Source organism: Catenulispora yoronensis, from assembly GCF_039531695.1.
Lineage (GTDB): Bacteria > Actinomycetota > Actinomycetes > Streptomycetales > Catenulisporaceae > Catenulispora > Catenulispora yoronensis.
In genome coordinates this window covers 95,256-121,267 of record NZ_BAAAQN010000022.1, presented here as the reverse complement: position 1 = coordinate 121,267, position 26,012 = coordinate 95,256, and the positions used below count along the sequence as shown (strand labels likewise).

Sequence of the window (26,012 nt, the reverse complement as noted above, 5' to 3'; positions counted from 1 at the left end):
CTCACGTAGCGCCGATAACCCCTACCAAGGGCACGGCGGATGGACGGTTGCCGACAGGCAACAGCTCCCCAGCATACGCGATGCCGGGGAGCCGGATTGACCTAGCTGTTCTTCTGGATCTGGTTGAAGCTCAGCTCGACCGGGGTCTCGCGGCCGAAGATCTCCACCAGGCCCTTGACCTTCTGGGAGTCGGCGTTGATCTCGTTGATCGTGGCCTGCAGGGTGGCGAACGGACCGTCGATCACGGTCACCGAGTCGCCCACCTCGAAGTCCAGCACCTTGACCTCGGCCGGCGCCTTCTGCTTGCCGCTGACCTCTTCGGGCTGCTCCTCCAGCAGGATCTTCACGACCTCGTCCAGGGTCAGCGGGTAGGGCTCGTGGGCGTTGCCGACGAAGCCGGTGACCCCGGGGGTGTTGCGCACCACGCCCCAGGACTCGTTGGTCAGGTCCATGCGGACCAGCACGTAGCCGGGGAACTTGTTGCGCTTGACCCGCTTGCGCTGGCCGCCCTTGATCTCGACGACCTCCTCCATGGGCACCTCGACCTGGAAGATGAACTCCTCCATGTTCAAGGTGGTCATGCGGGTCTCGAGGTTCTGCTTGACCCGGTTCTCGTACCCGGCGTAGCTGTGGATCACGTACCACTCGCCGGGCGCGCGGCGCAGCGCCTCGCGGAACTCCTCGATGGCCTCGGCGCTGCCGGGCGCCGGCGCGGCCGCCTCGGCGGCCTCGGGCTCGGACTCGGACTGCTCGCCGGCGACGTCCGCGGCCTCGACGGCCTCGTCGTCGTCGTTCTCCACGAGAACAGTCGCCTCCTCGAGGTCTCCGTAGGTCTCAGACACGGTGGCTCATACTTCCTTTGCTTCGGGGTGGGCGGGGCGCCGGCTCAGCCGAAGACCCACAACACCAGTTTGCTGAACCCGTAGTCCAGCGTAGCCACGATCGCGACGATGATCGCGACGAACACGATGACCACCGTGGTGTAGGTGGTCAGTTCGTTGCGGGTCGGCCAGACCACCTTGCGCAGTTCGGCGATGACCTGGCGGTAGAACAGGCCCAGCCGGCCCAGCGGGGACCGACGGCGCTCGGTGCGGCGGTCGCCGCTGCGGCCGCGGTCCGGCTTCGACGTCGCGGAGGTCGAGCTCGTCTCGGTCACCTGGTCCTCATCACGGTCTCGAGAAAGTGGCGGGCGGCGCGCCGGGATCATCCCGCCGCGAACACGCTGCGCGCCCAGGAGAGCCCTCATCGGGCTTTCCTGGGCGCCTAAGCAGGGCCGGAGGGACTTGAACCCCCAACCCCCGGTTTTGGAGACCGGTGCTCTGCCAATTGAGCTACGACCCTTTGCCTAAGCGTGTTCCACAAACCTACCTCGCCGAGGTCGGGAAGGGGAATCCGCCGATCGAGAGTGTACGGGAAGCGCGCCCCCGATTGCGAACGGGTTCCCGGCTTCGCCGATCGGCGCGTGTCGCCGACGTCTCCTTTCGTGGAACACGGGCCCGGCGCCGGGCCCGGGGGTGGGACGATGGGGGTATGACAGCCTCAGCGAAGAACCGCGTCTCCCAGCGGATCGGCGCCATCGCCGAGTCCGCCACCCTGGCCGTCGACGCCCGGGCCAAGGCGTTGAAGGCGGCCGGCCGCCCGGTGGTCGGCTTCGGCGCCGGGGAGCCGGACTTCCCGACGCCGGCCTACATCGTCGAGGCGGCGGTCCAGGCCGCGCAGGACCCGAAGTTCCACAAGTACACGCCGGCCGGGGGCCTGCCGGAGCTGAAGGAGGCGATCGCGGCCAAGACGCTGCGCGACTCCGGGGTCTCGGTGGCCGCCTCCCAGGTGCTGGTCACCAACGGCGGCAAGCAGGCCATCTACAACGCCTTCGCCACCCTGCTGGACCCGGGCGACGAGGTCGTCGTGCCGGCGCCGTACTGGACCACCTACCCCGAGGCGATCCAGCTGGCCGGCGGCGTGCCGGTACCGGTCGTCACCGACGAGACCACCGGCTACCTGGCGACCGTGGAGCAGCTGGAGGCGGCCCGCACCGAGCGGACCAAGGTGCTGCTTTTCGTCTCGCCCTCGAACCCCACCGGCGCGGTGTACAGCCCCGAGCAGGTCGAGGCGATCGGGAAGTGGGCCCTGGAGCACGGGCTGTGGGTGCTCACCGACGAGATCTACGAGCACCTGGTCTACGGCGACGCGGTCTTCACCTCGATCCTGAAGGCGGTGCCGGAGCTGGCCGACCGCACCGTGATCGTCAACGGCGTGGCCAAGACCTACGCGATGACCGGCTGGCGGGTCGGGTGGCTGATCGGCCCGGCCGACGTGGTGAAGGCCGCCACCAACCTGCAGTCGCACGCCACCTCCAACGTCTCCAACGTGGCGCAGGTCGCCGCGCTGGCCGCGGTGGCCGGGGACCTGGACGCGGTGGCCGAGATGAAGGTGGCCTTCGACCGGCGCCGGCAGACCATCGTGCGGATGCTGAACGAGATCGAGGGCGTGCTGTGCCCGGAGCCGGAGGGTGCGTTCTACGTGTACCCCTCGGTGAAGGCGCTGCTCGGCAAGGAGATCCGCGGGCAACGCCCGCAGACCTCGGTGGAGCTGGCCGCGCTGATCCTGGACGAGGCCGAGGTCGCGGTGGTGCCCGGCGAGGCCTTCGGCACCCCGGGCTACCTGCGGCTGTCCTACGCGCTCAGCGACGAGGACCTGATCGAGGGCGTGTCGCGGCTCCAGAAGCTGCTGAACGAGGCGCGCTGACCCGAGGCCGTCCGCCGCACCCGGCGGGAGCCCGCACCCGGCCGGGTGCGGGCTTTTCGGCTTTCGGGCCCTGATAATGGCCGAATGGACAACTCCGACGTAACGGACTTCACAGCGGCTCCCGGTACGACCTTCTGACCCGGCCGACGCCGTGACGCCCGACATCGACGCCTTCTCCGAGCCGCCCGGCGGGCGCTCCGGCGCGCGGCCAGCCCCCGATCGCCCGGCCGGACCGGGCCGGTCCGAACGGCCGGAGCGGCCGGACCGTTCCGAACAACCCGGTCAGCCCGGTCAGCCCGGCCAGCCCAGCCAGCCCGACCACTCCGGCCGCCCGGACCGGCCGCCCACGATCCGGGCCCGGATCGCGGCGTTCGCCGCGCGTCCCTACTGGGACCCGCCGAACCCGGCCTGGGTGGTGCGACGCTGGCCGGACCTGACCGGGTACTGCTTCGGCACCCTGTTCTTCTGGCTGTCGCTCACCCCCTCGCTGCTCCCCCGGCCCTGGCTGCTGCAAGGCCTGATCGGCGGGATCACCGGGATCGCCGGATACGGCGTCGGCTCGCTGATCAGCACCCTGGTGCGCCTGGTGCTGCCGCGCCCGCCGAGCGAGCACACGCGGACCCGGTCCTGGCAGCTGGTGCCGGTGGTGCTGCTGGTGGTGTCGGTGTCGGTGGTGGTCTGGGGCGCGCGGGCGCAGCGGCGGCTGCGGGTGCTGCAGGGCCTGGGCGAGTCCTCGACCTGGAACGGCGCGATCATCATCGTGATCTCGCTGGCCACCTTCCTGCTGCTGCTGGTGCTGTGCCGCGCGGTGCGGCTGATGGCGCGCAAGCTGGTGGCCTGGTTCGGGCGCGTCCTGCCGACGCCGCTGGCCTACGCCCTCGGGGTGCTGGCCTGCGCGCTGCTGGTGGTCGCCGGCACCAAGAACGTGCTCTGGGACCGCGGGATCATCGGCTTCATCGACCACGTCTCGCGGCAGGCCAACGAGGGCACCGAGCCGGGGGTGCACCCGCCGACGTCGCCGACCGTCTCCGGCAGCCCGGCCTCGCTGGTCCCGTGGTCCAGCCTGGGCACCAAGGGCCGCACCTTCGTGGCCACCGCGCCGACCCCGCAGGAGCTGCGGGCGTTCTCCGGGCATCCGGCGAAGCCGCCGATCCGCGTCTACGTCGGCGAGCAGCCCGAGGAGCCGGACTTCACCAAGGCGGCGGAGCTGGCGGTGCGGGAGTTGGACCGGACCGGGGCCTGGGACCGCAAGGTGATCAACATCGTCGGCACCACCGGCTCGGGCTGGGTGGACCGCAACATCCCGACGCCGCTGGAGTACATGTACGACGGCGACACCGCGACCGTGGCGATCCAGTACTCGTACCTGCCGAGCTGGATCTCGTTCCTGGTCGACCAGGAGCGCGCCGGGCACGCGGCGCGGGCGCTCTACCAGGCGGTGCACTCCCGGCTGGAGGCCGTCCCGGCGGACCGGCGGCCCCAACTGGTGCTGTCCGGGGAGTCGCTGGGCTCGTTCTCCATCGACGCGGTCTTCGACACCCCGCAGGACCTGGTCGCCGGGTCGGACGGCGGGTTCTTCGAAGGGCCGCCGCAGGCCAGCCGGGTGTGGCGGAAGATCGTCGCGGGCCGGGACCCGGGCTCGCCGGAGTGGCGCCCGGTCTATCAGGGGGCGAAGGACATCCGGTTCGCGCAGTGGCCGGACACCGACCTGCGCTATCCGCTGAACGCCCCCTGGCACCACCCCCGGGTGGTGTACCTCCAGAATGCCTCGGACCCGGTGGTCTGGTGGACGCCGAACCTGCTGTTCACCAAACCCGGCTGGGCCTACCCGCCGCTGGGGCCGGACATCACGCCGCAGCTGCGCTACTACCCGATCGTCTCCTTCTGGCAGACCACGGTGGACCTCGCGGTGTCGTTCGGCATGCCGGTGCCGCACGGCCACAGCTACGGCACCGGGGCCTGCGTCGGCTGGGCCGCCGTCCTGCCGCCGCCGGGCTGGGGCCCGGCGGACACCGAACACCTGGAGAACACGATGGCCGCGATCAACCGGAGCTGGAGTTGAGCACGCTGCGGTGGCTGGGGCTCCGGCTGCGCCGGCCCCTGGACAACGGCCCGGCGCTGGTGTTCGCCGTGCTGCTGCTCGCCGGGGTGAACTACCTGCTGCACCGCGCCGCGTGGGTGCGGGCCCTGCCGGACCTGGTCGTGGCCTTCGCGGTCACCGGCCTGTTCGCCGGGCTGGCCTGGTGGTCCGGGCACGCGCTGGAGGAGCTGGGGCTGGATCGCAAGTCCTGGCCGCTGGGCCTGAAATGGTCGGCGATCATCGTCGCCGGCGTGGCCCTGGTGTATCTGGGCGGGGCGGTGCTGCCGGCCACCCGCTCGCTGTTCACCGACGACCGCTACGCCTCGCTGACCGCCGGCCAGGTCGCGGTCCGGGTCTTCGTCGACGTGCCGTTCGCCACCGTGCTGGCCGAGGAGGTGGCCTTCCGCGGCGTGCTGTTCGGCCTGGCGCTGCGCCGCTGGCAGCCGCTGTGGGCCACCGCCTTCAGCGCCCTGATGTTCGGGTGCTGGCACATCCTGTCCTCGCTGCACCTGAACACCGAGAAGCCAGCGCTCACCTCGCTCCTGGGTCCTTCGGAGTTCGGGGCGGCGCTGGCTGATCTCGGCACCGTGGTCTTCACCGGGCTGGGCGGCGCGCTGTTCTGCGAACTACGCCGGCGTAGCGGCAGCCTCCTCGTGCCGATGTCCTTCCACTGGGCGACGAACGCTCTGGGCTACGTATTCGGCTTCCTGGTCCGCGTCGGCCTGGTCCGCCACCTGTGAGTCCCCGGCGGCCTCGGCGGCCGGCCGGCGGTTCGGCACCCCCAGCATCACCAGCGTGGCCACCACCAGGATCGCCGCGCCGGTGAAGACCGCGGGGATCATGCCGTCGAGGAAGTGCTGGGGCGCCGACGCGGTGCGGGTCGGACCGTAGCCGCCGTTCGCCGCGAAGACCGCGCCCATCACCGCGATGCCCAGCACGCCGCCGAGTTCCCGCAGCGTGTTGTTGACGCCGGAGGCGATGCCTTCCTCGTGCCGCCGCACCGAGCCCAGCACCAGGTTCGCGATCGGCGCGAAGAACATCGCCATCCCGGCGCCGCCGAGCACGAAGGCCGGCAGCACCTCGAAGTAGCCCACGTCGACGGTGGCCGCGGCGCCGATCCAGGCCAGGGCCACCGCCTGCAGCGCCAGGCCGGCCGTGACGATCCACTTGCCGCCGATCCGGTCGGACAGGATCCCGGCGACCGGCGCCACCAGCATCGGCATGCCGGTCCAGGGCAGGATGCGCAGGCCGGAGGCCAGCGGCGAGTCGCCGTACACGGTCTGGAACAGCTGCGAGAGGAAGAAGACCGAGCCGAACATCCCGAACGACATCAGCAGGGAGCTGACGTTGACCAGCGGGAACGAGCGGCCGCGGAACAGGTGCATGGGCACCATCGGGGAATCGGTGCGCAGCTCCCAGATCACGAAGTTGACCATCAGGACCGCGCCGACCGCGAACCCGGTCAGCACCAGCGGGTTGGTCCAGCCGACGTCCCCGCCGCGGATCAGGCCGAGCACCAGGCCGAGCAGCCCGCCGGTGGCCAGCACGGTGCCGACCACGTCCAGCCGCCGGGTCGCGCCCCGGCTCTCGGTCAGGCCGTACCAGGCCAGCGGCAGCAGCACCACACCCACCGGCACGTTGATCCAGAAGATCCACTGCCACGAGGCGGCCTCCACCACGGCCCCGCCGATCACCGGGCCCAGCGCGATGGCCAGACCGCCGATCGCGCTCCAGGCGCCGACCGCGGCGCCGCGCTTCTCGGGGCGCACGCTCGCGGACAGCATGGTCAGGCTCAGCGGCACCAGCACCGCGCCGCCCAGGCCCTGCACGGCGCGCGCCGCGATCAGCACGCCGATGTTGGGTGCCAGCGCGGAGACGACGGAGGCGGCGGTGAAGACGGCCAGGCCCGCGACGAACAGGCTCCGGCGGCCGAAGCGGTCGCCGAGGGTGGAGCCGGTGAGCAGGAACACCGCGAAGGTGAGGGTGTAGGCGGAGACGGTCCATTGCAGGCCGCTGAGGCCGGCGCCCAGGGACTCGCGGATGGACGGCAGGGCGATGGCGACGACGAGGTTGTCGAGCTGGGCCATGAACATGGCCACGGCGGTGATGACGAAGGTGCGGACCGGGTGGCCGATGGTGGCGGCCCGGAGGCGGTCGGTCCCGGTGGCCGGGGTGTCGCTGACGGCGGTGCTCACGGTGATCCCCCTCGGATCAAATAGTTAGCAGTCACTAACTTGATGGGGTAGTGATTGGTCACTTACTTTGTGAGGTGCTCTGCGGCGCTGGTGCTTGTCCCTGCGGGGTGCTCCGACCGGATCCGCGCTCGGGCGGGCTCGGCCCGACCGGATCGGGCGTGCTCTCGGCGGGCTCGGCGAGCCCGGTGGGTCAGGTGGGTCAGGTGGTCAAGGACCGCGCGACGTACTCGGCGTAGGCCGGCTCGCGGGGGCTGCCGGGGTGGACCTCGGCGTCGGCGCCCTCGTCGATACTGAGCGCGGGCTCTGCGGCGGCGTCGGGGTCGGTGTTGGTGTCGGTGTCGGTGTCGGGGACTTCGGGAGCTTCGGGAGCTTCGGGAGCGGAGTCGGCCCCGGCCCCCTCGGATCCGTCGGCCTCGTCGCCCTCGTCGGCCTGGCCGGAGGCGGCGTGCGCCTCGTCGCGCAGGACTTCGAGGATCGGCTGCCACATCGGGTCGCCACCGTCGGCGCGGCCCATCGCGGCGATCATGTTGCAGAGCATGCCCTTGGCGAAGAACTCCACGCGGACCGCGACCGGGGCGCCGGTCAGGTTCTCCACGTGCTGCCAGGTGTCCTGCATCGCGTGCCGGACGGCGATCTGCACCTCGGGGTCGTGGCAGGCCGCGAACTGCTGGAGCTGCATGCCCAGCATCTCGTTGTCGGCCAGCAGCAGATCCTGGTAGGCCTCGCCCATCATGGCGAGCGCCTCGATCCCGTACCGGCCCTCGGCCGCCTCGGTGAACACGTCGCGGACCTGCTGGCAGCCGCGCTCCATGGCGGCGATGAACAGGTCGCGCTTGGTGGGGAACAGGCGGAACAGGTAGGGCTGGGAGACGCCGACCCGCTTGGCGATGTCGCCGGTCGAGGTGCCTTCCAGCCCGCGGATCGCGAACTCGGAGACGGCGGCCCGGATCACCTGGTCGCGTCGCTCGTCGGCACTCATGCGGGGGCTCATGAGTAGTAAGTTAGCAGTCACTAACTAGACCGTCAACCCGGGCCCGGCGGCGGTCGCCGACGGTCACCCGGTCTGACGGCTTCTCAGACGTTCCTCATGCGCCGGCCGGATAGTGGAAGGGTGAGCTACCCGGTCCCTTTCTCGCCGGCCGGCCCCGCCGGGGCCCCGCCGGCCCCCGACATCCTGGTCGTCGACGACGAGCCGGGCATCCGCTCCGTGCTGGCTTCGAGCCTGGAGTTCGAGGGCTACGCGGTCCGCACCGCCGCCGACGGCCGCGCCGCGCTGGCCGAGGTCGAGCAGGCGCGCCCGGACCTGGTGGTGCTCGACGTACTGATGCCGGGCATGGACGGCCTGACCGCCTGCCGCCGGCTGCGCGCCGGGGACCCGCACCTGCCGGTGCTGATGCTCACCGCGCGCGACCTGACCGGCGACCGGGTGGCGGGCCTGGACGCCGGCGCCGACGACTACCTGGCCAAGCCGTTCGAGCTCGACGAGCTGCTGGCCCGGGTCCGGGCCCTGCTCCGGCGCGGCGCGCTGACCGCCGAGGACGGCGCGGCGGCGGCGACCGGGGCGGCCGGCTCCGGACGGGACGACCACGTCCTGGCCTACGAGGACCTGCGGATGGACACCCTGACCCGGGAGGTGACCCGGGCCGGCCACGCCATCGAACTCACTCGGACGGAGTACCTGCTGCTGGAGATGTTCCTGGCCCACCCGCGGCAGGCGCTGACCCGCGAGCAGATCCTGCGCGCGGTGTGGGGCTTCGACTTCGAGCCGGCCTCGAACTCGCTGGACGTCTACGTGATGTACGTGCGCAAGAAGACCGAGATCAACGATCTGCCGCGGCTGATCCAGACGGTGCGCGGCGTCGGTTACGCGCTGCGTGCTCCGCTCGGCACGGCTTCGAGCGGTGCTTCCGGCACTGGTTCCGGCCCGGCTGCGGGCAGTGGTTCCGGCACTTCTTCCGGCACTGCGTCGGGCACCCGGCCGTGATGCGGCGGCTCCCCCTGCGTTCCCGGCTGGCGCTGCTGAGCGCGCTGGCGGTCACCGTCGCCATCGCCGCCATGGCGCTGGTTTCCTGGTTCGCGGTGCGCGACCGGCTGTACGGCCAGCTGGACAAGTCCATCGAGGGCTCGCCGGTGCCGCCGATGTTCGCCCAGTTCCCGCACTACGCCGGTCCGGGCATCCAGGCCGGGTCGGACCCGCTGGCGCCGCAGATCTCGCACGACCCGTGCGACGCCGGACGTCCGCCCGCCTTCGGCACCCAGGACGGCCAGGACCTGGGCTCGACCGGCCGGAGCACGGTGTTCACCCCGCCGCCGGGCACCAGCCTGACCTACGTCAGCACCGACGGCAGCAGCTGCGCGGTCGGCAGCTCCACCCAGGTCCGGACCGATCCGGGCGACCTGGCCGTGCTCGACGCCCCGCACGGGTCCCGGACCTGGCGGGACGGTGTCGACGTGAAGGGCCAGGCGGTCCGGGTCGAGGTGGTCGCGGCCGCCGACGGCCAGGGCGTGTTCCTGAAGTCGCAGTCCTACCAGCCCGTCGACGACTCGCTGACCGGCATGGCCTGGCTGCTGTTCGTGATCTCGGTGCTGGGCATCGGCGGCGCCGCCACCGCCGGGCTGCTGGTGTCCCGGGCCGCGCTACGGCCGGTGGACCAGCTGACCGAGGCGGTCGAGCACGTGGCCCGCACCGAGGACCTGGCGGTCCGGATGCCGGTGTCCGGCGACGACGAGATCGCACGGCTGTCGGAGTCGTTCAACGCGATGACCGCGGCCCTGCAGGCCTCCCGCGAGGAGCAGAAGCGCCTGGTCGACGACGCCGGGCACGAGCTGCGCACCCCGCTGACGTCCCTGCGCACCACCATCGACCTGCTGATCCGCTCGGACGAGTCGCACCGCCCGCTGCCCGACGGCAAGCGCACCGAACTGCTGACCGGCGCCCGCACCCAGATGCGGGAGCTGACAGTGCTGATCGCCGACCTGCTGGAGCTGTCCCGCCCGGAGCAGGGCGCCCCGGCCGTGACCAGTCCGGTGGCCCTGCACGAGGTGGTGGAGAACGCGATCGAGCGCGTCCGCCCCCGCGGCGCGGCCCGCGAGACACCGGTGTCGATCCAGGCGGACATCGACCCCTGGTTCACCCACGGCGACGGACCCGCACTGGAACGCGCGGTAGTGAACCTGCTGGACAACGCGGTGAAGTTCGCACCGCCGGGCACCACGGTGGACGTGCGCCTGACCCGGGGCGAGCTGACAGTACGCGACCGCGGCCCCGGCGTGCCCCCGGAGGAGCTGCCGCACGTCTTCGAACGCTTCTGGCGCTCACCGAGCGCGCGTGCCATGCCGGGCTCCGGACTGGGCCTGGCAATCGCCGCCCGCGCGGTCCGCGAGGCCGGCGGAGCGGTGGCCCTGGAGCGACCTCCGGACGGCGTGGGGGCCATCGCGCGGCTGCGGCTGCCGGGAGTCGGGGCGGCTTGATCGGCGCTTGAGCGGGGCGGCACTTTTTGGGGGCGGCGCTGCCGGGTCAGCACTTGACCGAGGCGGCTCGGCCGGATCGGCACTTGATCGGCTCAGCTTTGATCGGCTCGGCTTCGCTCGGCTCGGCTTCGATCGGGGCAGCGCGGCCGAATCGGCGTTTGTTCGGGTCGGCGCGCCCACGTCGGCACCTGATCGGAACCGCACCGCCAGGTCGGCACCGGTGCGCCGCCCCAAGCCCTCGCGAGTGCGTCCAGCGGCGAATTCGGGGGCGTGTTTCGGGGGTGTGCTTCGGGAGTGTGTTCGAGGTCGTATTCAGTGGCGTGTTCGGATCCCGCCACCGCCGCGCCCTTTCTCATCCACCCTTCATCGAAGCCTCATTCACCTCCCACCCCCCGCCGCGACCGTGATCCTCATGAACGCAACCGCTCTCACCGACCGCGACTCGGCCGACGGCGCCGGGCCCGGGGCACCGGGCGGACGGCGTCGCAGGCTGGTCGAGGTCGTGGTGCCCGTCTACAACGAGCAGCACGTCCTGGAGGCCAGCGTCCGGCGCCTGCACCGGTATCTCGTGGAGAACCTGCCCTACCCGTTCCGGATCACCGTGGCCGACAACGCATCGACAGACGGCACCTGGGCCGTGGCCGCGCGCCTGGAGCGGGAGCTGACCGGGGTCCGCGCCGTGCACCTGGACCTGAAGGGCCGCGGGCGGGCCCTGCGCGCCGTGTGGTCGGCCTCGGACGCCGACGTCGTCTCTTATATGGACGTCGACCTGTCCACCGACCTGAACGCCTTCCTGCCGCTGGTGGCCCCGCTCCTGAGCGGCCACTCCGACCTGGCCATCGGCTCGCGGCTGGCCCGTGGCAGCGCCGTGGCCCGGGGCCGGAAGCGGGAGTTCATCTCGCGGACCTACAACCTGCTGCTGCGGACCACCATGGCCGCGCGGTTCTCGGACGCCCAGTGCGGGTTCAAGGCCGGCCGGACCGAGGTGGTCCAGGCGCTGCTGCCCCGGGTGCAGGACGAGGAGTGGTTCTTCGACACCGAGCTGCTGCTGCTGGCCGAGCGGTCGGGGCTGCGGATCCACGAGGTGCCGGTCGACTGGATCGACGATCCGGACTCCCGGGTGGACATCGTGCGGACCGCGAAGGCCGATCTGAGGGGGATGTGGCGGGTGGCCAAGGCGTCGTTGCGGTCCTCCTCCGGCGCGCCGGTGCGGGCCCGGGTCCAGGCCGTCGACCCGCCGCCCGGGCTGCGGTGGCAGGTGCCGGTGTTCGCGACGATCGGCGTGCTGTCGACGATCGCCTACCTGCTGCTCTACGTGCTGCTGCGCGCGCCGATCGGCGCGTTCGCGGCGAACGCCGCGGCGCTGGCCGTGACCGCGGTCGCCAACACCGCGGCCAACCGGCGCTTCACCTTCGGCGTCACCGGCAGCCGCAACGCGCTGCGGGACCAGGTCGGCGGTCTGGTGGCGTTCGCCATCGGGCTGGTGCTGTCCAGCGGGACGCTGGCGGTGGTCCACGCCGCGGCGCAGCATCCCTCGCGCACGGTCGAGCTGGTCGCGTTGATCGTCGCCAACGGCCTGTCGACCCTGGCCCGGTTCGTCCTGCTGCGGGCCTGGGTCTTCCATCCGAGGCGGCACCACGCCTCGTCCGACTACGAGACCGCGATCCCGGCGGCTCAGAACTCTGGAGAGCTTTCATGAGCGCGATCTCCCCCGCCTCCGAAGTCGTGTACGAGGTGGGTCCGCCCCGACCGGTGGAGGCCGGCGGGAACGGACGCCTCCGCCGGCTGTGGCGCGGCCCCGAGGGCGATCCCCGCTGGGCCCGGCCGAGCCTGCTGGCCCTGCTGGCCGCCGCGGCCGTGCTGTACCTGTGGGACCTGTCCGCCTCCGGCTGGGCGAACTCCTTCTACTCGGCGGCGGTCCAGGCGGGCACCAAGAGCTGGGAGGCGATGCTGTTCGGCTCGCTGGACGCCGGGAACGCGATCACCGTAGACAAACCGCCGGCCGCCCTGTGGATCATGGAGATCTCGGGCCGGATCTTCGGCTTCAACTCGTTCACGATGCTGGCGCCGCAGGCGCTGATGGGCGTCGCGACGTGCGGCGTCGTCTACGCGGCGGTGAAGCGGGTGCTGACCCGGACGCACGACTCCGGCATCGGCGCGGTCGCCGGGCTGCTGGCCGCCGCGGCGCTGGCGGTCACGCCGGTCGCGGTGCTGATGTTCAAGTTCAACAACCCCGACGCGCTGCTGACCCTGCTGCTGACGCTGGCCGTCTACGCGGTGGTCCGCGCGCAGGAGAACGGCAGCACCCGCTGGCTGGTGCTGGCCGGCGCGTTGATCGGCTTCGGGTTCCTCACCAAGACGCTGCAGGCGTTCCTGATCCTCCCGCCGCTGACCGTCGTCTACCTGTCGACCGGCCCGGGCAAGTTCCTGCGGCGGCTGTGGCAGGTGCTGGCCGCCGGGCTGGCGATCGTCGTGAGCGCCGGCTGGTGGGTCGCGCTCGTGCAGCTGACGCCGGCCTCCTCCCGGCCCTACGTCGGCGGCTCGCAGCACAACAGCTTCCTGGAGCTGACCTTCGGCTACAACGGCTTCGGCCGCCTGACCGGCGACGAGACCGGAAGCGTCGGCGGCGGTCCGCGCGGCGGCCTCCAGGAGATGTTGGGCACCATCCCGGGCGCCACCACCGGCCCGAACGGCACCGTCAACCTCCCGGGTCTGACCGCCGGGGGCGGCCCGCGGGCCGGATTCGGCGGCGGTGGCGGCGGACCCTTCGGCGGCGGCACAGGCTGGAACCGCATGTTCGGCACCGAGACCGGCAACCAGGTCAGCTGGCTGATCCCGGCCGCGCTGGTGCTGCTGGTGTTCGGGATCTGGGCGGCCGGCCGCGCCAAGCGCACCGACCACGCCCGCTCCGCGCTGCTCGCCTGGGGCCTGTCGCTGCTGAGCACCATGGCGGTCTTCAGCTACATGAAGGGCATCTTCCACCCCTACTACACGATCGCCCTCGCGCCGCTCATCGCGGTGACGGCGGGCATCGGCGGCGGCCTGCTGTGGGCCCGGCGGGACCGCGTCGTGGCCCGGATCGGCCTGGCGGCGGCGGTGGGCGTGTCCGCGTGGTGGGGCTACAAGCTGTTGGCGCTCACGCCGGACTGGAACTCGTGGCTGCGGTTCGTGGTGGCCGGGCTCGGCGTGGTGGCGGCGCTGCTGCTGATCCTCTGGCCGATCGTCCTGGCGGAACTCGGGGGCAAGACCCGGGCCCGCGCTTCAGCGGAGGCGGCTCAGACGCCGACTCAGACCCAGGCTCCGGCTCAGTCGCAGGCTCCGGCTCCGGACGGCGCGGCGCTGCCGGGCTGGGTACCGAACGACGGGACCGCTGGTTCGGCGACCGTCGCTCCCGCCGCCGAGGTCCCCGCGTCCGCCACGCCGACCACCGGAAGCACCCTGCTCGGCAAGAGTCTGCGCTGGGCCGCTGTGGCCCTCGGCGTCGGCACGGCACTGCTCGGGCCGGCGGCCTACGCCCTGGCGACCACCGGCAAGGCCCACTCGGGTTCGATCCCGTCAGCCGGACCCGGGAACGGCGGCTTCGTATTCGGTCCGGGTGGCAAGGGCGGGAGGCAGGCGTTCGGCGGAGCCAACGGATTCCCGGGCGGGATGACCGGCCAGTTCCCCGGCGGACAGGGCGGCCGAGGCGGCCAGGGCGGGCAGGGCAACCAGAACGGCCAGCTGCCCGGGGGTCCGAACGGCCAGACGGTTCCGAACGGCCAGACCGGTCCGAACGGCCAGACCGGCCCGAACGGCCAGACCGGCCAGTTCCCGGGCGGCTTCGGCGGCCAGAACGCTGAGAGCGGCCAGTTCCCCGGCGGCATGAACAACTTTCTGGACGCCAGCAAGCCGAGCGCGCAGATCCAGGCGCTGGTCAAGAAGGACGCCTCCAGCTACCGCTGGGTGGCGGCGGCGATCGGCGCGCAGAACGCGGCCGGCTACCAGCTGTCCACCGGCGACCCGGTGATGGCGATCGGCGGCTTCAACGGCTCCGACCCGTCCCCGACGCTGGCCCAGTTCCAGACCTACGTCGCGCAGCACAAGATCCACTACTTCGTCGCCGGCGGGGTCGGCGGGATGGCCAACGGCGGCGCCGACGTCGGCGGCGACATCGGCACCTGGGTCAAGGCGCACTACACGGCGCAGACCATCGACAACGTCACGATCTACGACCTGACGGCGCCCACGTCCTGATCGGAGGCGGAACGGCCGGAAGCGGCGGCCGGATCGGTGAGAACCGATCCGGCCGCCGCTTCCGTATGTCCGAGCGCTTACAAGGCAGTCGCGAGCTTCAAGCGGAGTCCCCGGCGCCTACAGCGCCGCGCCCACCAGCACCGGCTCCGGCACCAGCTCGACCCCGAACCGGTCGCGGACCCCGTCCCGGATCTCGCGGGCCAGGCCGAGCACGTCCTCGGCGGCGGCGCTCCCCCGGTTCGTCAGCGCCAGCGTGTGCTTCGTCGACAGCGTCGCCGGGCCCGCGCCGTAGCCCTTCGGGTAGCCGGCCTGCTCGATGAGCCAGGCGGCGGAGGTCTTCACCCGGTCGCCGGCGGCCGGGAAGCGGGGCGGCGCGGCGGCGGCGCGGGCCGCCAGCGCGTCGAAGGCCGCGAGGTCGAGAACCGGGTTGGTGAAGAACGAGCCGGCCGACCAGGTGTCGTGGTCGGCGGCGTCCAGGACCATGCCCTTCGCGGAGCGCAGCTTCAGCACCGTCTCGCGGACGTCGGCCAGCGGCACGCGGTCGCCCTCGGACACGCCGAGCGCGCGGGCCAGCTCGGCGTAGCGGATCGGGGCGGACAGCCGCTCCGACTCCTGGGCGGCCGGCGGCTCGAAGCCGAACCAGACGGTCAGGACCACGTACTTCTCGGGGTTCTGCTTGAAGATCGAGTCGCGGTAGCCGAACTCCAGACATCGGGACTGCATGCCGCGGATGTCGCCGGTCTCCCGGTCCAGGGCCCGGATCCAGGCGATGCTCTGGCCGACCTCCTGGCCGTAGGCGCCGACGTTCTGGATCGGGGTGGCGCCGGCCGAGCCGGGGATGCCGCTGAGCGCCTCCACGCCGACCGCGCCCAGCGCGACCGCCTCGGCGACGAAGGCGTCCCAGTCGTGCCCGGCGGCCACGCCGAGGCGCAGGCCGGAGCAGGTCTTCTGGCGGGTGACGCCGGTGCTGGCGATCTTCAGCACGGTGCCGTCGAAGCCGCCGTCGCCGATCAGCAGGTTGGAGCCGCCGGCCAGGATCAGCAGCGGCTCGCCGCGGCTGTCGCAGTCCTTGACGGTGTCGACGATCTCCTGCTCCGTGGTCGCGGTCACCATCCGCCGCGCCAGTCCGCCCACACGCAGGGTGGTCAGGGGCGCGAGGGGTGCCGAGGCCTGTTCGAGCATGGAGGACACGCTACCGGGTGCCGGGGCCCGGCGGCCGCCCCATCTCAGTCTCCGAACCGTTGCTGCGCCCTCAGAAAGGTTCGGGGGCCGCAGGTCAGCGCGGTTCCGGGCGCGCGCTCAGGGCAGCCGCACCACCGCGCGCGCCATCCCGAGCACCTTGTCCTCGCCGCTGATCGCGGTCAGGTCCACGCGCACCGTGCCGTCCTCGTTGACCGCGCCGATCTTGCCGGTCACGGTCAGCCGCGCGCCGGAGTCCTCCGCCACGCCGTCCGGCACCACCACCGGCTTGGTGAACCGCACCGAGTACTCGACCACCATGCCGGGGTCGCCGCACCAGTCGGTGACCACCCGGACCGCCTCGGCCATGGTGAACATGCCGTGCGCGATGACGTCCGGCAGCCCGACGGACTGCGCGAACCGCTCGTTCCAGTGGATCGGGTTGAAGTCGCCGGAGGCCCCGGCGTACTTGACCAGGTCCAGCCGCCGGACCGGGAAGGTCTGGGCGGGCAGCTCGTCGCCCTTGGCCACGTCCGCGAACTTGATCACGATTCCGCTCCCACCACGACGAGCTTGGAGAAGCCGGAGACCACGTGCTCGCCGTCCACGGTGGCCAGGTCGGTGCGGGTGCTCAGGAAGCCCTGGCCCATGCGCTCGCTGACGTCCTCGATGACCACGGTGGCGACCAGCTGGTCGTCGGCGTAGATCGGGCGGGCGTGCACGAAGCGCTGGTCGGCGTGCAGCACCCGGGCGAAGTCCAGGCCCAGGCCTGGGTCGTCGATGACCATCAGCGCGGCCGGCCAGGTGATGACGATCGGGAAGGTCGGCGGGGCCAGGACGTCCCGGTGCCCCAGGTCCTGCGCCACCGCCGGGTCGCGGTAGACCGGGTTCGGGTCGCCGATGGCGTCGGCGAACTCCCGGATCTTCTCCCGGCCGACCTCGTACACGGCGGTGGGCGGATAGGTCCGCCCCTTGAAACCGGGGTCCAGCGCCATGCTCCCTGTGCCTCCTTGGATACGAAGAAACCGCCCGGCCCACTCCGTGCGGAGTCGGCGGGCGGTCCAAAACTACAGGCCGGGGCCTGCCGCGCGGACGCGGTGCGGGACTAGCGGGTCTCGCGGTGCGGCGTGTGCTTGTTGCACCAGCGGCAGTGCTTCTTCAGCTCCAGGCGGTCCGGGTCGTTGCGGCGGTTCTTCTTGGTGATGTAGTTCCGCCGCTTGCACTCGGTGCACGCGAGGGTGATCTTCGGCCGGACGTCGACAGCAGCCACAGGGATGCCTCTTTCTTTGTTCGAGGGCTCCGGACCTTCCCAGGTCGGCCCTCACGATGGACAACCCTGCAAGTTTACCTTGCAGGGTTGAGGGGTTTCGCACGTACGCGGTAGCGGTGGCCGGACTTGAACCGGCGACACAGCGATTATGAGCCGCTTGCTCTACCAGGCTGAGCTACACCGCCACTCGATCAACGATCGGAGCGGTCCGGTGGACACGGGCTTTCACCCGTTTCGCGTCCACCGGACCCCCGGTGTGATCTGAGCCCCAATACGGAATCGAACCGTAGACCTTCTCCTTACCATGGAGACGCTCTGCCGACTGAGCTATTGGGGCGAGCAGGGAATAAGTTACACGGTCTTGGGCCAGGCGCGAAATCGGGTTTCCCCAAAGGGTGTCGCGCCGCTGTTCCACTACGCTCAGCCGCATGTCAGAGCCTCAGCCGGACCCGTCTCAGCAGACGGCCGACGCCGCCGAACCCGCACCGCGCAGCCGCAGCCACTGGACCGTGCACTCCGAGCGCCCGGTGTATGAGAACCCGTGGGTGGACGTCCTGATGGCGGACGTGGAGCTGGGCGACGGCACCCGCTTCGACCACCACGTCGTCCGCACTCGCAATGCCGCCAGCTGTGTGGTGACCAGGGGCGGGGACGGCAGCGGCCGGCCCGCGGAGGTCCTGCTGCTGTGGCGCCACCGCTTCGCGATCGACAAGTGGGTCTGGGAGATCCCGTCCGGACTCATCGAAGAGGGCGAGGACCCGGCGGAGACCGCCCGGCGCGAGGTCGAGGAGGAGACCGGGTGGCGTGTGGCCGAAGTCACACCCTTGCTGGCCTTTCACCCGGTCGGGGGGATGCTCCGGACCCAGTACCGGATTTTCCGCGCCCACGGCGCCGAATACGTCGGCGAGCCGACGGAGCAGAACGAGGCCGAGAAAGTCGCGTGGGTACCGCTGAACGAGGTGCTCGGACTCATCGATGCGGGCCGGATCGCGACGGCGGCGTCGCTGGTGGGCCTGCTGCGGGTGTTGGCCGAGCGGGGTTAGGGGCGGAGGCGGGGCCAGTAACCAATAACCCCGCCGCCTGCCCGGCCGTGGCGCAGTGGAGTCGCCACGGCCGGAGCGACGGGCCGGAGCGGCGGCCGGGAAACGCACCCGAAAGAGTGAATCCCCTGCCGCCCTAGGCGAAGCTGAACACCACCGTCACCTGCACGGTCACGTCAGTGCTGCCCATCTGGATCGGCACCGGCGCGATGGCGGACGGCGCGGCGGCCCGCATGTCGTTGGACGACGCGGTCGGCTCGGTCGCGACGTTCTCCTCGACCCGCACCACCGCCCCGAGCGAACGCCCGGCCGACTTCGCGTACTGCGTCGCCTTGGCCTTGGCGTCGTTGAAGGCCGCGTCCCGGGCCTGGTTCAACGGACCCGAGTTGTTCTGCAGATCGGTCGACAATCCGGAGATCTGCGTAGCGTCGCCACCGGCGGCGGCCGCCGCGGCGATGGTCGCCCCGGCGCTCTTGGTGTCGCGCAGCGTGACCGTCAGGTTCTCGGTGGCCTCGTACCCGGTCAGCGTGCGCTTGTTGGATGAATAGTCGTACTGCGCACTGACCCCGAGACCGGACGTCTTCTGATCGGCGTCCGCGACGTGGTTGGCCTTCAACGAGCCCTGCACCGCCGTCATCGTCGCGGACATCCCGTTCATGGCGGTGCTGACGTCCCCGGCGGTCTTGGTGATCGAGAGGGTGAGCACGAGGGTGTCCGGCGTCCCGGTGACCTTGCCGACGCCCTGGACGGTGACCCCGGGGAAGGCGTCCGGCGCCAGCGGCGTGGTGTCCCCGGCCAGCGCCGGCCCCAGCGCCGTGGCCCCCGCCCGAGGCGCCGCGGAGTTGCCCGACAATCCGACGACCACCACGGCACCGGCGGCGGCGAACGTGGCCACACCGAGCACCAAGCCACGACGCGTCAAACGAACATTGATTCTCATGGCGCTTGGATGCGATCGATCACGATTCGGTTCCGGCCCAGCGCTTTTTCACTCCACGACAATCACATGGACCCCGACACCCGCCGACCGCGATGATCGATCCGTGGCGAATCTGCGCGCAGTGATCGAACTCGGCTTCAGGATCGACGAGCTGGCCCCCTGGCCGGTCGACGACGGCGACTACCGCTGGGCCACCCTCGACGCCTCCACCGCGCCGGAGGTGATCGGCACCCTGATGGCCGCGGCGGCCGGCTGGTGCCGCCCGGAGGACGCCGAGGACGAGTACATCCCGAGCATCGCCGAAGCCCTGGGCTGGATAGCCACATCCGACTATCTGGTGATCACCGCGGGCGTCCAAGCCTCCGACGGCACCACCACCATCCACCCGGGCTGCTGCTGCGAACTCAACGACTGGCGCGGCTGGTCCGACCCGGACCTCCGCTCGGAACAGTGGCTCGGCCACAGCCCGCAGCCGTGGACCGAGGAGACAGCAGCCGGCCTCGCAGTGCATCAGGACAAGGAAGCGAAGACGGGCAGCACAGCCAACGCAACCAACGACGAGCCACCGCAAGCCCCTGTCCTCATCACGACCGCCGAACTACCGACCGTCCTGGCCGCCCTCCGCGCCGACCTCATCGGCTTCCTGGGAGCGGCGGAACAATGGGCCACGGCCGTCTCAGGCGACCCCTCGCTGGCCGCCGCGGTCGTTGCCAACATCGATCATCATGTGAGTATCAGGGGGCCGCTGGCTGGCTTGTAGCGCCAGCTGTGGGTCCTCTGAATGAGCTGTCTGAGCGTGTCCGAGCGCCCTACAAACCAGATCCGCACTGTCTCATCGTCGACCTCGTACAAGACGCGATACAGGCCGAGCGGAAGCCGGCGGTAGGACTTCGAGAGCGGGACGCTGTTCCCACCGTAGGGATCCTCAGAAAGGTCCGAAACAGAGTTCTCGATCGCCTTCGCCACTTCAGGGCTGTCGTCGGCGATCCTGGACAGAGCTCGGACAGCGTCGAGGCGCCACAGGATCCGGTGGCTCACTCCTCGGCCTCCGGAGCCAGCTGCTTATCGAGTATGTCGTTGACCTCCTCGTGCGGAACCCATTCGTCACCGCCCTCGTTCTTGAGCGCGGTCAACAGTGCCAGGTCTCGCTCGTCCTCGAATTGCCGCAGGCGGTCCATCAGCTCGTCGCTGATGACCCAGGCGGCGGTCTTGCCGTGCTGCGTCAGACGGACTGGCGCGTTGCTGTAGCGCGCCCGGTTGACCACTTCTCCGAACTTCGTTCTCGCTTCGGTGACCGTGAAGGTCACGTCTTCCTCACGGCCGGCTCCGAGCTGGGTCATGATCATCCTCGCGATGGTGGTGGGGGTAGTCATAATGTACATTTTGATGGATCTGAGGGGCAACCTGAAACGCCGGTAGGCCGGGCCCCGTCCAGGACCCGGCCTACCGCTTCACCACTCCCTACCCCGCCTCACCCACGAGGCGGCAGCTCCCTCACCCGACCTTCTTCCAAGGGCCGTTCGCGACCCCCGGCGTCTGGTTCCGGGTGTGCCACTGCGCCTGGTACGTGGCGCCCTGATAGGTCACCTTGTCCCCGGTGTTGTAGACCGTCGTCGGGGTCCAGGCCGCGATGCCGTTCGGGCCGGGCGGGGCCTGCTCCTCCCACGGTCCGGTTACCGAGCCCGGCGTCTCGTTGCGGGTGTACCAGTCGGCCTTGAAGGTCTTGCCGTTGAAGGCCACCAGGTCGCCGGTGTTGAAGATGCGGGAGGGGGTCCAGACCGCGGTGCCGCTCTCGGTCAGGACGATCTCCTGCCACGGGCCCTGCGGGTCGCCGGGCGCCTGGTTCTTCGAGTAGTACGACGCCAGGTACTGCTTGCCCTGGTAGGAGACCTTCGCGCCGGCGGAGTACGCGGTGGTCGCGTTCCACGCCGTCGGCAGGGTGACCGTCACCGTCAGCGGGCGGCTTGCCGGATTCAGCAGGTCGCTGCCGGAGTAGGCCGCGGTCAGGGTGTGGGCTCCGGCGGCCAGGCCGATCGGCAGGGTGAAGGTCGCCTGGCCGGCGGTCAGGGGCGCCGTGCCGCGCGCGGTGGTGCCCTCGGTGAGGGTGACGGTGCCGGTGGCCGGCAGCCCGGGCGAGCTGATCGTCACCGTCACGGTCGCGGCCGTGCCGTAGGGCGCGGTCGCGTCGGTGACCGTGATCGCCGGGTCGATGGGCTTGATCGCCGGGAGCACCAGCTGGTGGGTGGCCTCCACGTTCCCGGCCGCGTCGACGGCGCGGAAGGCGAAGGTCTGGTCCGTCAGCAGCGGGGTGACGGTGAACGGCCCCGTGTACGCGGTCCAGTCGCCCTCCCCCGCGTGGTACTCGACGCGCGCCACGCCCGACGCCGCGTCGAGCGCCGTCAGGGTCACGGTCACCGGCGCGATGATGGTCGCTCCCGGCGTGGTGGCCGCGGCGGTCGCCGGGGCCGTCCGGTCGGTCCGGACCGGGACGGAGACCGGGGCGGAGACGTGGCCGGCGCCGTCGGTGGCGCGGAACTGGTACGCCCACGTGCCGTCGTCGGGCGTCAGCGCCCCGGTGTACGGGAGCCAGTCGCCGTCGCCGACGCGGTACTCCACGCGCGGGGCCGCGCCGGAGTCGTCGGTGGCGGCGGCCGTGACGGTCGGCGCCGTGACGTACCACCCGGCGAGGCCGTCGGCCGCGGCCGGGGCCACGGCGGCGGTGACCGTCGGGGGCAGGTCCGGCGAGGTGATGGCGATGGTCGCGGCGGCCGTGGCCGTGAAGCCGTAGTCGTCGGTCCCGACGACGGTCAGCGGGTAGCTGCCGACGACCGAGGTGTCCACCTTCGCCAGGTCCACGTCGACCGAGCCCGGCACGGACAGCGTCGCGCCCAGCGCGGTCACGACCGCGGCGTGCGTGACGTCCAGACCGGCGAACGAGACCGCCGGGTTCGCCACGGCCACGGCCGCGACCGGCACCACGTGCACGGTCACCGCGACCGGGTCCGACACGTAGCCGTTCTTGGCCGCCGTGACCAGCACCGTGTAGTAGCCGACGGCGTCGTAGTGGACGGTGCTCGCGTCGACGGTGATCGCCGCGTCGGCCGGGTCGGCCGCCGCCCCGATCGCGGCCCGCAGCGCGGCGTCGTCGGCCGGACCGTGCCCGGCCTGGTACAGCAGGGTGTCCTTGGCGACGCCGACCGTCGGCGCCGGGATCGCCGGCGCCGCCGTGCCCAGCGTGAAGGTGGTCACGACCGCCGCGTGGTCGCTGGTCCAGGCGTTGGCGTTGACGGCGGTCGCCGAGGGCCAGCCGGCGACCAGGGTGTTGGAGCCGAGCAGGTGCAGGTCGGCGCCGGCGTATTCGACGTAGTCGATCCGGTCCTGCGGTTCGGCCGCGCCGGTCGCCGGGTTGGTGGCGACGATCGGCGACCAGGTGGTGCCGGGGGTGCCGGCCGGGTCGGGGTTGGCCTCCCGGAAGGAGTCCTTCAGCCCGGCGGCGGCGATGGCGTCCGGCACCGGCCAGTCGACGGCGCCGATCCCGCAGTGCGCGGCGGCGGTCGCGGCGGTCCAGTCGGCGGCCGACGGCGACGCCAGGTCGCCGAGCAGCAGCACCGGCGTGGTCCCGGCGGCGGCGGTGTCGGTCTTGACCGCCGCGGCGATGGCCTGCGCCTGGGCGTAACGCGTGCCGGCCTTCTCGGCCGCCACGATCGCCGCGGCGTCGGTGCCCGCGGTGGCGCACGCCTTCTCCGGGCCGTAGGCGGTCTCGTCGAGCGCCGCGTTCCAGACCCGCACGTCGCGTCCGGCCGCGTCGACCGTCACGCCGATCGCCGGGCTGGCCGCGCTCGCCGCCACGATCCCCGCCGAGGAGATCGGGTAGGCGGACACGATGCCGAGCCCTTGCGAGCCTTCGTAGTCGTACCAGCCGAGGGCCTGCGCGATCTGGTGCGCGACCTTGCCGCCGTCCTCCTGGACCGCGACGACGTCCAGGCCGTTGTTGGCCACGACGGTCAGGTCCTTCAGCAGCGAGTCGTCGACGTGCGCGCCGGCGTCCCACAGGTTCCAGGTGGCGGTGGCGAGCTGGATCGCGTCGCCGGCGGCGACCACCGGCACCTCGACGGTGATCGAGGAGGTCGCGGTGCCGTCGGTGGCCTGGACGGTGATGGTGCCGGGGTGCTGCGGGGCGGTGCCCGGCGCGGTGCCGGTGACCAGGCCGCGGCCGTCGACGGCGAGCCACGCGTCGCCGCCGGTCTTGGTGTACGAGGTGACCGTCCCGCCGTTCCACAGACCGGCGATCGACTGCGACACCTGGCCGTTCACGCGGACCTGCGGCCCGTGGAAGGTGTCAGTGGCGAATCCGGGCGCCAGGGTCGGGATCGGGGTGACCGGGTCCACCGTCGACTCGTCGGGCAGGGTGGGGTCGGCCGGCTTGGTCGCCGCGTAGTCGTTGGCGATCTGCGCGGGGGTGAGCGCCTGGTTGTAGAAGTCGAAGTCGTCGACCAGGGTGTCCACCATGGCGCCGTAGACGCTGGTGCCGTCCTGGCCGATGTTGAACGGGTATCCGGAGGCGAAGTTGGTCCCGGCGGCGACCTGTCCGGCGGTGGAGGTGGTGAACAGCGCGCCGTCGATGTAGTAGCTGACAGTCTGCGCGGTGCGGTCGACCACCAGCGTCAGGTAGTGCCACTTGCCCTGCAGGGTGGCGGTGCTCGACGCGGTGTACTGCCGCGTGCCGCCGGTGGGCTGGCCCCAGCAGGCGCGGGTCGTGGTCGAGCTGTCGATGTTGTAGAGCGAGATGCCGGCGTTGTAGCAGGCGCCGAAGTCCTGGTTGCTGACGATCGGCGCGTCGGCGGTCTCGCCGTACTCGCCCCACCAGGTGGAGATCGAGAAGCTGCCCGAGCCGTCGGTGCGGCCGGTCACCTTCGGCAGCTGGATGAAGCTGCCGCCGTTGAGGTGCGCGGACTGGCCGGTGCCGACGCCGGTCTTGCCGTAGACGGCGGTGCCCTTCCAGGCCGCGGCGTTGCCCTGGCCGGAGCTGTCGGTGACGACGCCGCCCTTGTCGGCGTCGAAGTCGTAGGACGCGATCGGCGCGACGGCGTCGCCGGCCGCGCGGTAGCGGGCCCACACCGCGTAGAGAGTGACGCTGCCGTTGGCCGCGGCGGTCAGGTTCGAAACGGTCTGGCCGCCGGTGTAGGCGGCGGTGCCGGTCGGGCCGGTGGCCCAGCCGAGGAAGCCGTAACCGGCGCGGGTGAACCCGTTCGCGGTCAGCGCGGCGCTCTGGTCGTAGGTGAGCTTCTGCGAGGCCGTCGAGCCCGCGGTCGCCCCGTTGCCGTCGAAGACGACGGTGTACGTGTTCGGCGACGAGACCGCCTTGATCGACACGTTCTGCGCGGGCATCGTGAAGCTGCCGTCGGCGGCGATCGCCAGGCCGGCCGGCGAGGCCGCCTGCCAGGCCGAGCTGTAGCCGGTCGCGGGCTTGGCGGTCAGCGTGACCTGCGCGCCGGGCAGCACCCAGCCCGCGGTGGCGTCGGCGGTCGAGGTGACGGTGACGTGCGCGTCCCCGGCTTCGGCGACCTGGAACGAACCGGCCGGCGCCCACCGCGCGTACAGCGTGACGGTGCCCTTCGCGACGGCGGTGAGGTTCTTGACGCTCGCCTGGTCGGCGTAGGCCGGCACCCCGGTCGGCGTGGTGCTCCAGCCGATGAACTGCTTGCCGGCGGCGGTGAAGCCGTTGGGCGTCAGCGCGGCGGCCTGGTCGTAGGTCAGGGTCTGCGAGGCCGTCGTGCCGCCGTCCGCGCCGTTGCCGTCGTAGGCGACGGTGTACGTGTTCGGGGTGAAGGTGGCCAGCACCGTGACCGGCACGCCCGGCGCGACGAAGGTCCCGTCGGCGTTGATCGCCAGCGTCGCCGGGGTCACCGGGACCCACGCGTTGAACGTGTATCCGGCGGCCGGGGCCGCGGTCAGCTTGTCCGCCACGCCCAGGGCCGGGGCCAGCACCGACGCGGTACCGGTGCCGTGCCCGTCGTCGGTCACGGTGACCGGGAAGTGGGTGGCCGGGTTGGTGGCGGCGAAGTCGGCGGCGATCTGGTCGGCGCTGATCGGCTGGTTGTAGAAGTTGAAGTCGTCGACCAGCGCGTCGTCGGTGGCGCTGTAGGCGCCGGTGCCGTCCTGGCCGATGCGCACCGGGCTGCCGGAGTTGAAGTTCGCCGCGGTGGTGCCGGAGATCGTCGACGTGGTCGAGGACAGGACGCCGTCGACGTAGTAGGAGTAGGTGTGCGCGGCGCCGTCCTGGACCACGGCCAGGTAGTGCCAGCCGTTGCGGATCGAGGCCGTCGCCGTGGTGCTGTAGGTCTTGGTCCCGCCGACCCCGAAGCAGGACCGCTGCTGGTAGGTGCCGCTCAGGTGGTAGAACGTGAAGCCCGCGTTCGAGCACGAGGCGAAGTTCTGGTTGGCGACGAACGGCGCGTCGCTGGACTCGGTGTTGTCGTACCACCAGGTCTCGAAGGAGAAGCTGCCGGATCCGTCGGTCTGGCCGGCCACCTTCGGCAGGGTCACGAAGTTCTTGCCGACGCCGACGTGCGCGGCCTTGCCGGACACGCCGGCGCCGTAGACCGGGGTCCCGGTCCAGGTGCCGTCGTTGGTCCGGCCGGAGGCGTCGGCGACCTTCGAACCCTGATCGTTGTCGAAGGTGTAGGAGACCACCGGGACGGCCGCGTCGCGCGAGTCGAAAGCGGGGTCGGCGAGTGCCGGTCCGGCCACGGCGGTGGCCAGGCCGGCGGCGGCCAGCGCGATCGAGACGCCGGCGGCGAGGAGCCGCCGCGGCGACCGGCCGGGCGGGTGCGGTACTGAATGTGGCCGAACGGCCATG

General features: G+C 71.6%; 21 protein-coding genes and 3 tRNA genes. 9 read left to right on the top strand and 15 right to left on the bottom strand.

The window, feature by feature from the left end:
* Positions 1 to 101: 101 nt before the first annotated feature.
* The 3 genes from nusG to ABD481_RS19965 all read right to left on the bottom strand — a co-directional run bounded on the left by nusG (position 102) and on the right by ABD481_RS19965 (position 1,341).
* Positions 102 to 842: a transcription termination/antitermination protein NusG gene (nusG, locus tag ABD481_RS19975; protein WP_344667213.1), complete on the bottom strand. Its 741-nt coding sequence runs from the start codon at positions 840 to 842 to the stop codon at positions 102 to 104.
* A gap of 44 nt (positions 843 to 886) precedes the next feature.
* On the bottom strand, positions 887 to 1,156 hold the full coding sequence (gene secE / locus ABD481_RS19970; protein ID WP_344667212.1) for a preprotein translocase subunit SecE: 270 nt from the start codon (positions 1,154 to 1,156) through the stop codon (positions 887 to 889).
* 112 nt (positions 1,157 to 1,268) lie between these two features.
* A tRNA-Trp gene (locus tag ABD481_RS19965) sits at positions 1,269 to 1,341 on the bottom strand.
* A gap of 189 nt (positions 1,342 to 1,530) precedes the next feature.
* Here ABD481_RS19965 and ABD481_RS19960 point away from each other — a divergent pair.
* The 3 genes from ABD481_RS19960 to ABD481_RS19950 all read left to right on the top strand — a co-directional run bounded on the left by ABD481_RS19960 (position 1,531) and on the right by ABD481_RS19950 (position 5,565).
* Positions 1,531 to 2,745, top strand: a complete 1,215-nt coding sequence (locus tag ABD481_RS19960; protein WP_344667211.1) for a pyridoxal phosphate-dependent aminotransferase — start codon at positions 1,531 to 1,533, stop codon at positions 2,743 to 2,745.
* A 151-nt stretch (positions 2,746 to 2,896) separates the two neighbouring features.
* Entirely contained in the window at positions 2,897 to 4,807 is a 1,911-nt protein-coding gene (locus ABD481_RS19955; RefSeq protein WP_344667210.1) for an alpha/beta hydrolase, read from the top strand.
* Positions 4,804 to 5,565 (top strand): CPBP family intramembrane glutamic endopeptidase, encoded by a 762-nt coding sequence (locus tag ABD481_RS19950; protein ID WP_344667209.1) that lies wholly within the window; start codon positions 4,804 to 4,806, stop codon positions 5,563 to 5,565. The genes ABD481_RS19955 and ABD481_RS19950 overlap by 4 nt, the downstream gene beginning before the upstream one ends.
* On the opposite strand, the gene ABD481_RS19945 is transcribed toward ABD481_RS19950, so the two are convergent.
* Complete coding sequence (locus tag ABD481_RS19945; protein ID WP_344667208.1) at positions 5,452 to 7,020, bottom strand: MFS transporter; 1,569 nt, start codon at positions 7,018 to 7,020, stop codon at positions 5,452 to 5,454. The two genes, ABD481_RS19950 and ABD481_RS19945, sit on opposite strands and share 114 nt — an antisense overlap.
* A 199-nt stretch (positions 7,021 to 7,219) precedes the next feature.
* A complete protein-coding gene (locus ABD481_RS19940; protein ID WP_344667207.1) occupies positions 7,220 to 8,011 on the bottom strand; it encodes a TetR/AcrR family transcriptional regulator in 792 nt (263 codons plus the stop codon).
* A gap of 120 nt (positions 8,012 to 8,131) precedes the next feature.
* Here ABD481_RS19940 and ABD481_RS19935 point away from each other — a divergent pair, with 120 nt between their 5' ends.
* From ABD481_RS19935 to ABD481_RS19920, 4 genes are all read left to right on the top strand, one after another.
* Positions 8,132 to 9,004 carry a response regulator transcription factor gene (locus ABD481_RS19935; RefSeq protein ID WP_344667206.1) on the top strand — a complete coding sequence of 291 codons (873 nt, stop codon included), beginning with the start codon at positions 8,132 to 8,134 and terminating at the stop codon, positions 9,002 to 9,004.
* On the top strand, positions 9,004 to 10,491 hold the full coding sequence (locus tag ABD481_RS19930) for a HAMP domain-containing sensor histidine kinase (protein ID WP_344667205.1): 1,488 nt from the start codon (positions 9,004 to 9,006) through the stop codon (positions 10,489 to 10,491). The genes ABD481_RS19935 and ABD481_RS19930 overlap by 1 nt, the downstream gene beginning before the upstream one ends.
* Positions 10,492 to 10,903: 412 nt before the next feature.
* Complete coding sequence (locus tag ABD481_RS19925) at positions 10,904 to 12,190, top strand: bifunctional glycosyltransferase family 2/GtrA family protein (protein ID WP_344667204.1); 1,287 nt, start codon at positions 10,904 to 10,906, stop codon at positions 12,188 to 12,190.
* Entirely contained in the window at positions 12,187 to 14,724 is a 2,538-nt protein-coding gene (locus ABD481_RS19920) for an ArnT family glycosyltransferase (RefSeq protein ID WP_344667203.1), read from the top strand. The genes ABD481_RS19925 and ABD481_RS19920 overlap by 4 nt, the downstream gene beginning before the upstream one ends.
* A 117-nt stretch (positions 14,725 to 14,841) precedes the next feature.
* Here the strand turns inward: ABD481_RS19920 and ABD481_RS19915 are convergent, their stop codons facing one another.
* The 6 genes from ABD481_RS19915 to ABD481_RS19890 form a co-directional block, all read right to left on the bottom strand.
* Positions 14,842 to 15,906: a UDP-N-acetylmuramate dehydrogenase gene (locus ABD481_RS19915; protein WP_344667202.1), complete on the bottom strand. Its 1,065-nt coding sequence runs from the start codon at positions 15,904 to 15,906 to the stop codon at positions 14,842 to 14,844.
* Between the two features lie 117 nt (positions 15,907 to 16,023).
* On the bottom strand, positions 16,024 to 16,452 hold the full coding sequence (locus ABD481_RS19910; protein ID WP_344667201.1) for a MaoC family dehydratase: 429 nt from the start codon (positions 16,450 to 16,452) through the stop codon (positions 16,024 to 16,026).
* Entirely contained in the window at positions 16,449 to 16,898 is a 450-nt protein-coding gene (locus tag ABD481_RS19905) for a MaoC family dehydratase N-terminal domain-containing protein (protein ID WP_344667200.1), read from the bottom strand. The genes ABD481_RS19910 and ABD481_RS19905 overlap by 4 nt, the downstream gene beginning before the upstream one ends.
* 110 nt (positions 16,899 to 17,008) lie before the next feature.
* On the bottom strand, positions 17,009 to 17,173 hold the full coding sequence (rpmG, locus tag ABD481_RS19900) for a 50S ribosomal protein L33 (protein WP_194892873.1): 165 nt from the start codon (positions 17,171 to 17,173) through the stop codon (positions 17,009 to 17,011).
* Positions 17,174 to 17,284: 111 nt separating this feature from the next.
* Positions 17,285 to 17,358, bottom strand: a tRNA-Met gene (locus tag ABD481_RS19895).
* 79 nt (positions 17,359 to 17,437) lie between these two features.
* Positions 17,438 to 17,510, bottom strand: a tRNA-Thr gene (locus tag ABD481_RS19890).
* Between the two features lie 91 nt (positions 17,511 to 17,601).
* On the opposite strand from ABD481_RS19890, the gene ABD481_RS19885 reads away from it, so the two are divergent.
* Entirely contained in the window at positions 17,602 to 18,216 is a 615-nt protein-coding gene (locus ABD481_RS19885) for an NUDIX hydrolase (RefSeq protein WP_344667199.1), read from the top strand.
* A 133-nt stretch (positions 18,217 to 18,349) separates the two neighbouring features.
* Here ABD481_RS19885 and ABD481_RS19880 read toward each other — a convergent pair whose 3' ends face one another.
* Entirely contained in the window at positions 18,350 to 19,135 is a 786-nt protein-coding gene (locus ABD481_RS19880) for an SIMPL domain-containing protein (RefSeq protein ID WP_344667198.1), read from the bottom strand.
* Between the two features lie 121 nt (positions 19,136 to 19,256).
* On the opposite strand from ABD481_RS19880, the gene ABD481_RS19875 reads away from it, so the two are divergent.
* Positions 19,257 to 19,913 carry a hypothetical protein gene (locus tag ABD481_RS19875; RefSeq protein WP_344667197.1) on the top strand — a complete coding sequence of 219 codons (657 nt, stop codon included), beginning with the start codon at positions 19,257 to 19,259 and terminating at the stop codon, positions 19,911 to 19,913.
* Here ABD481_RS19875 and ABD481_RS19870 read toward each other — a convergent pair.
* From ABD481_RS19870 to ABD481_RS19860, 3 genes are all read right to left on the bottom strand, one after another.
* Entirely contained in the window at positions 19,877 to 20,191 is a 315-nt protein-coding gene (locus ABD481_RS19870; protein ID WP_344667196.1) for a type II toxin-antitoxin system RelE/ParE family toxin, read from the bottom strand. The genes ABD481_RS19875 and ABD481_RS19870 overlap by 37 nt on opposite strands.
* On the bottom strand, positions 20,188 to 20,526 hold the full coding sequence (locus tag ABD481_RS19865) for a type II toxin-antitoxin system prevent-host-death family antitoxin (RefSeq protein WP_344667195.1): 339 nt from the start codon (positions 20,524 to 20,526) through the stop codon (positions 20,188 to 20,190). The genes ABD481_RS19870 and ABD481_RS19865 overlap by 4 nt, the downstream gene beginning before the upstream one ends.
* A 121-nt stretch (positions 20,527 to 20,647) precedes the next feature.
* Entirely contained in the window at positions 20,648 to 26,011 is a 5,364-nt protein-coding gene (locus ABD481_RS19860; protein WP_344667194.1) for an OmpL47-type beta-barrel domain-containing protein, read from the bottom strand.
* Position 26,012 lies beyond the last annotated feature (1 nt).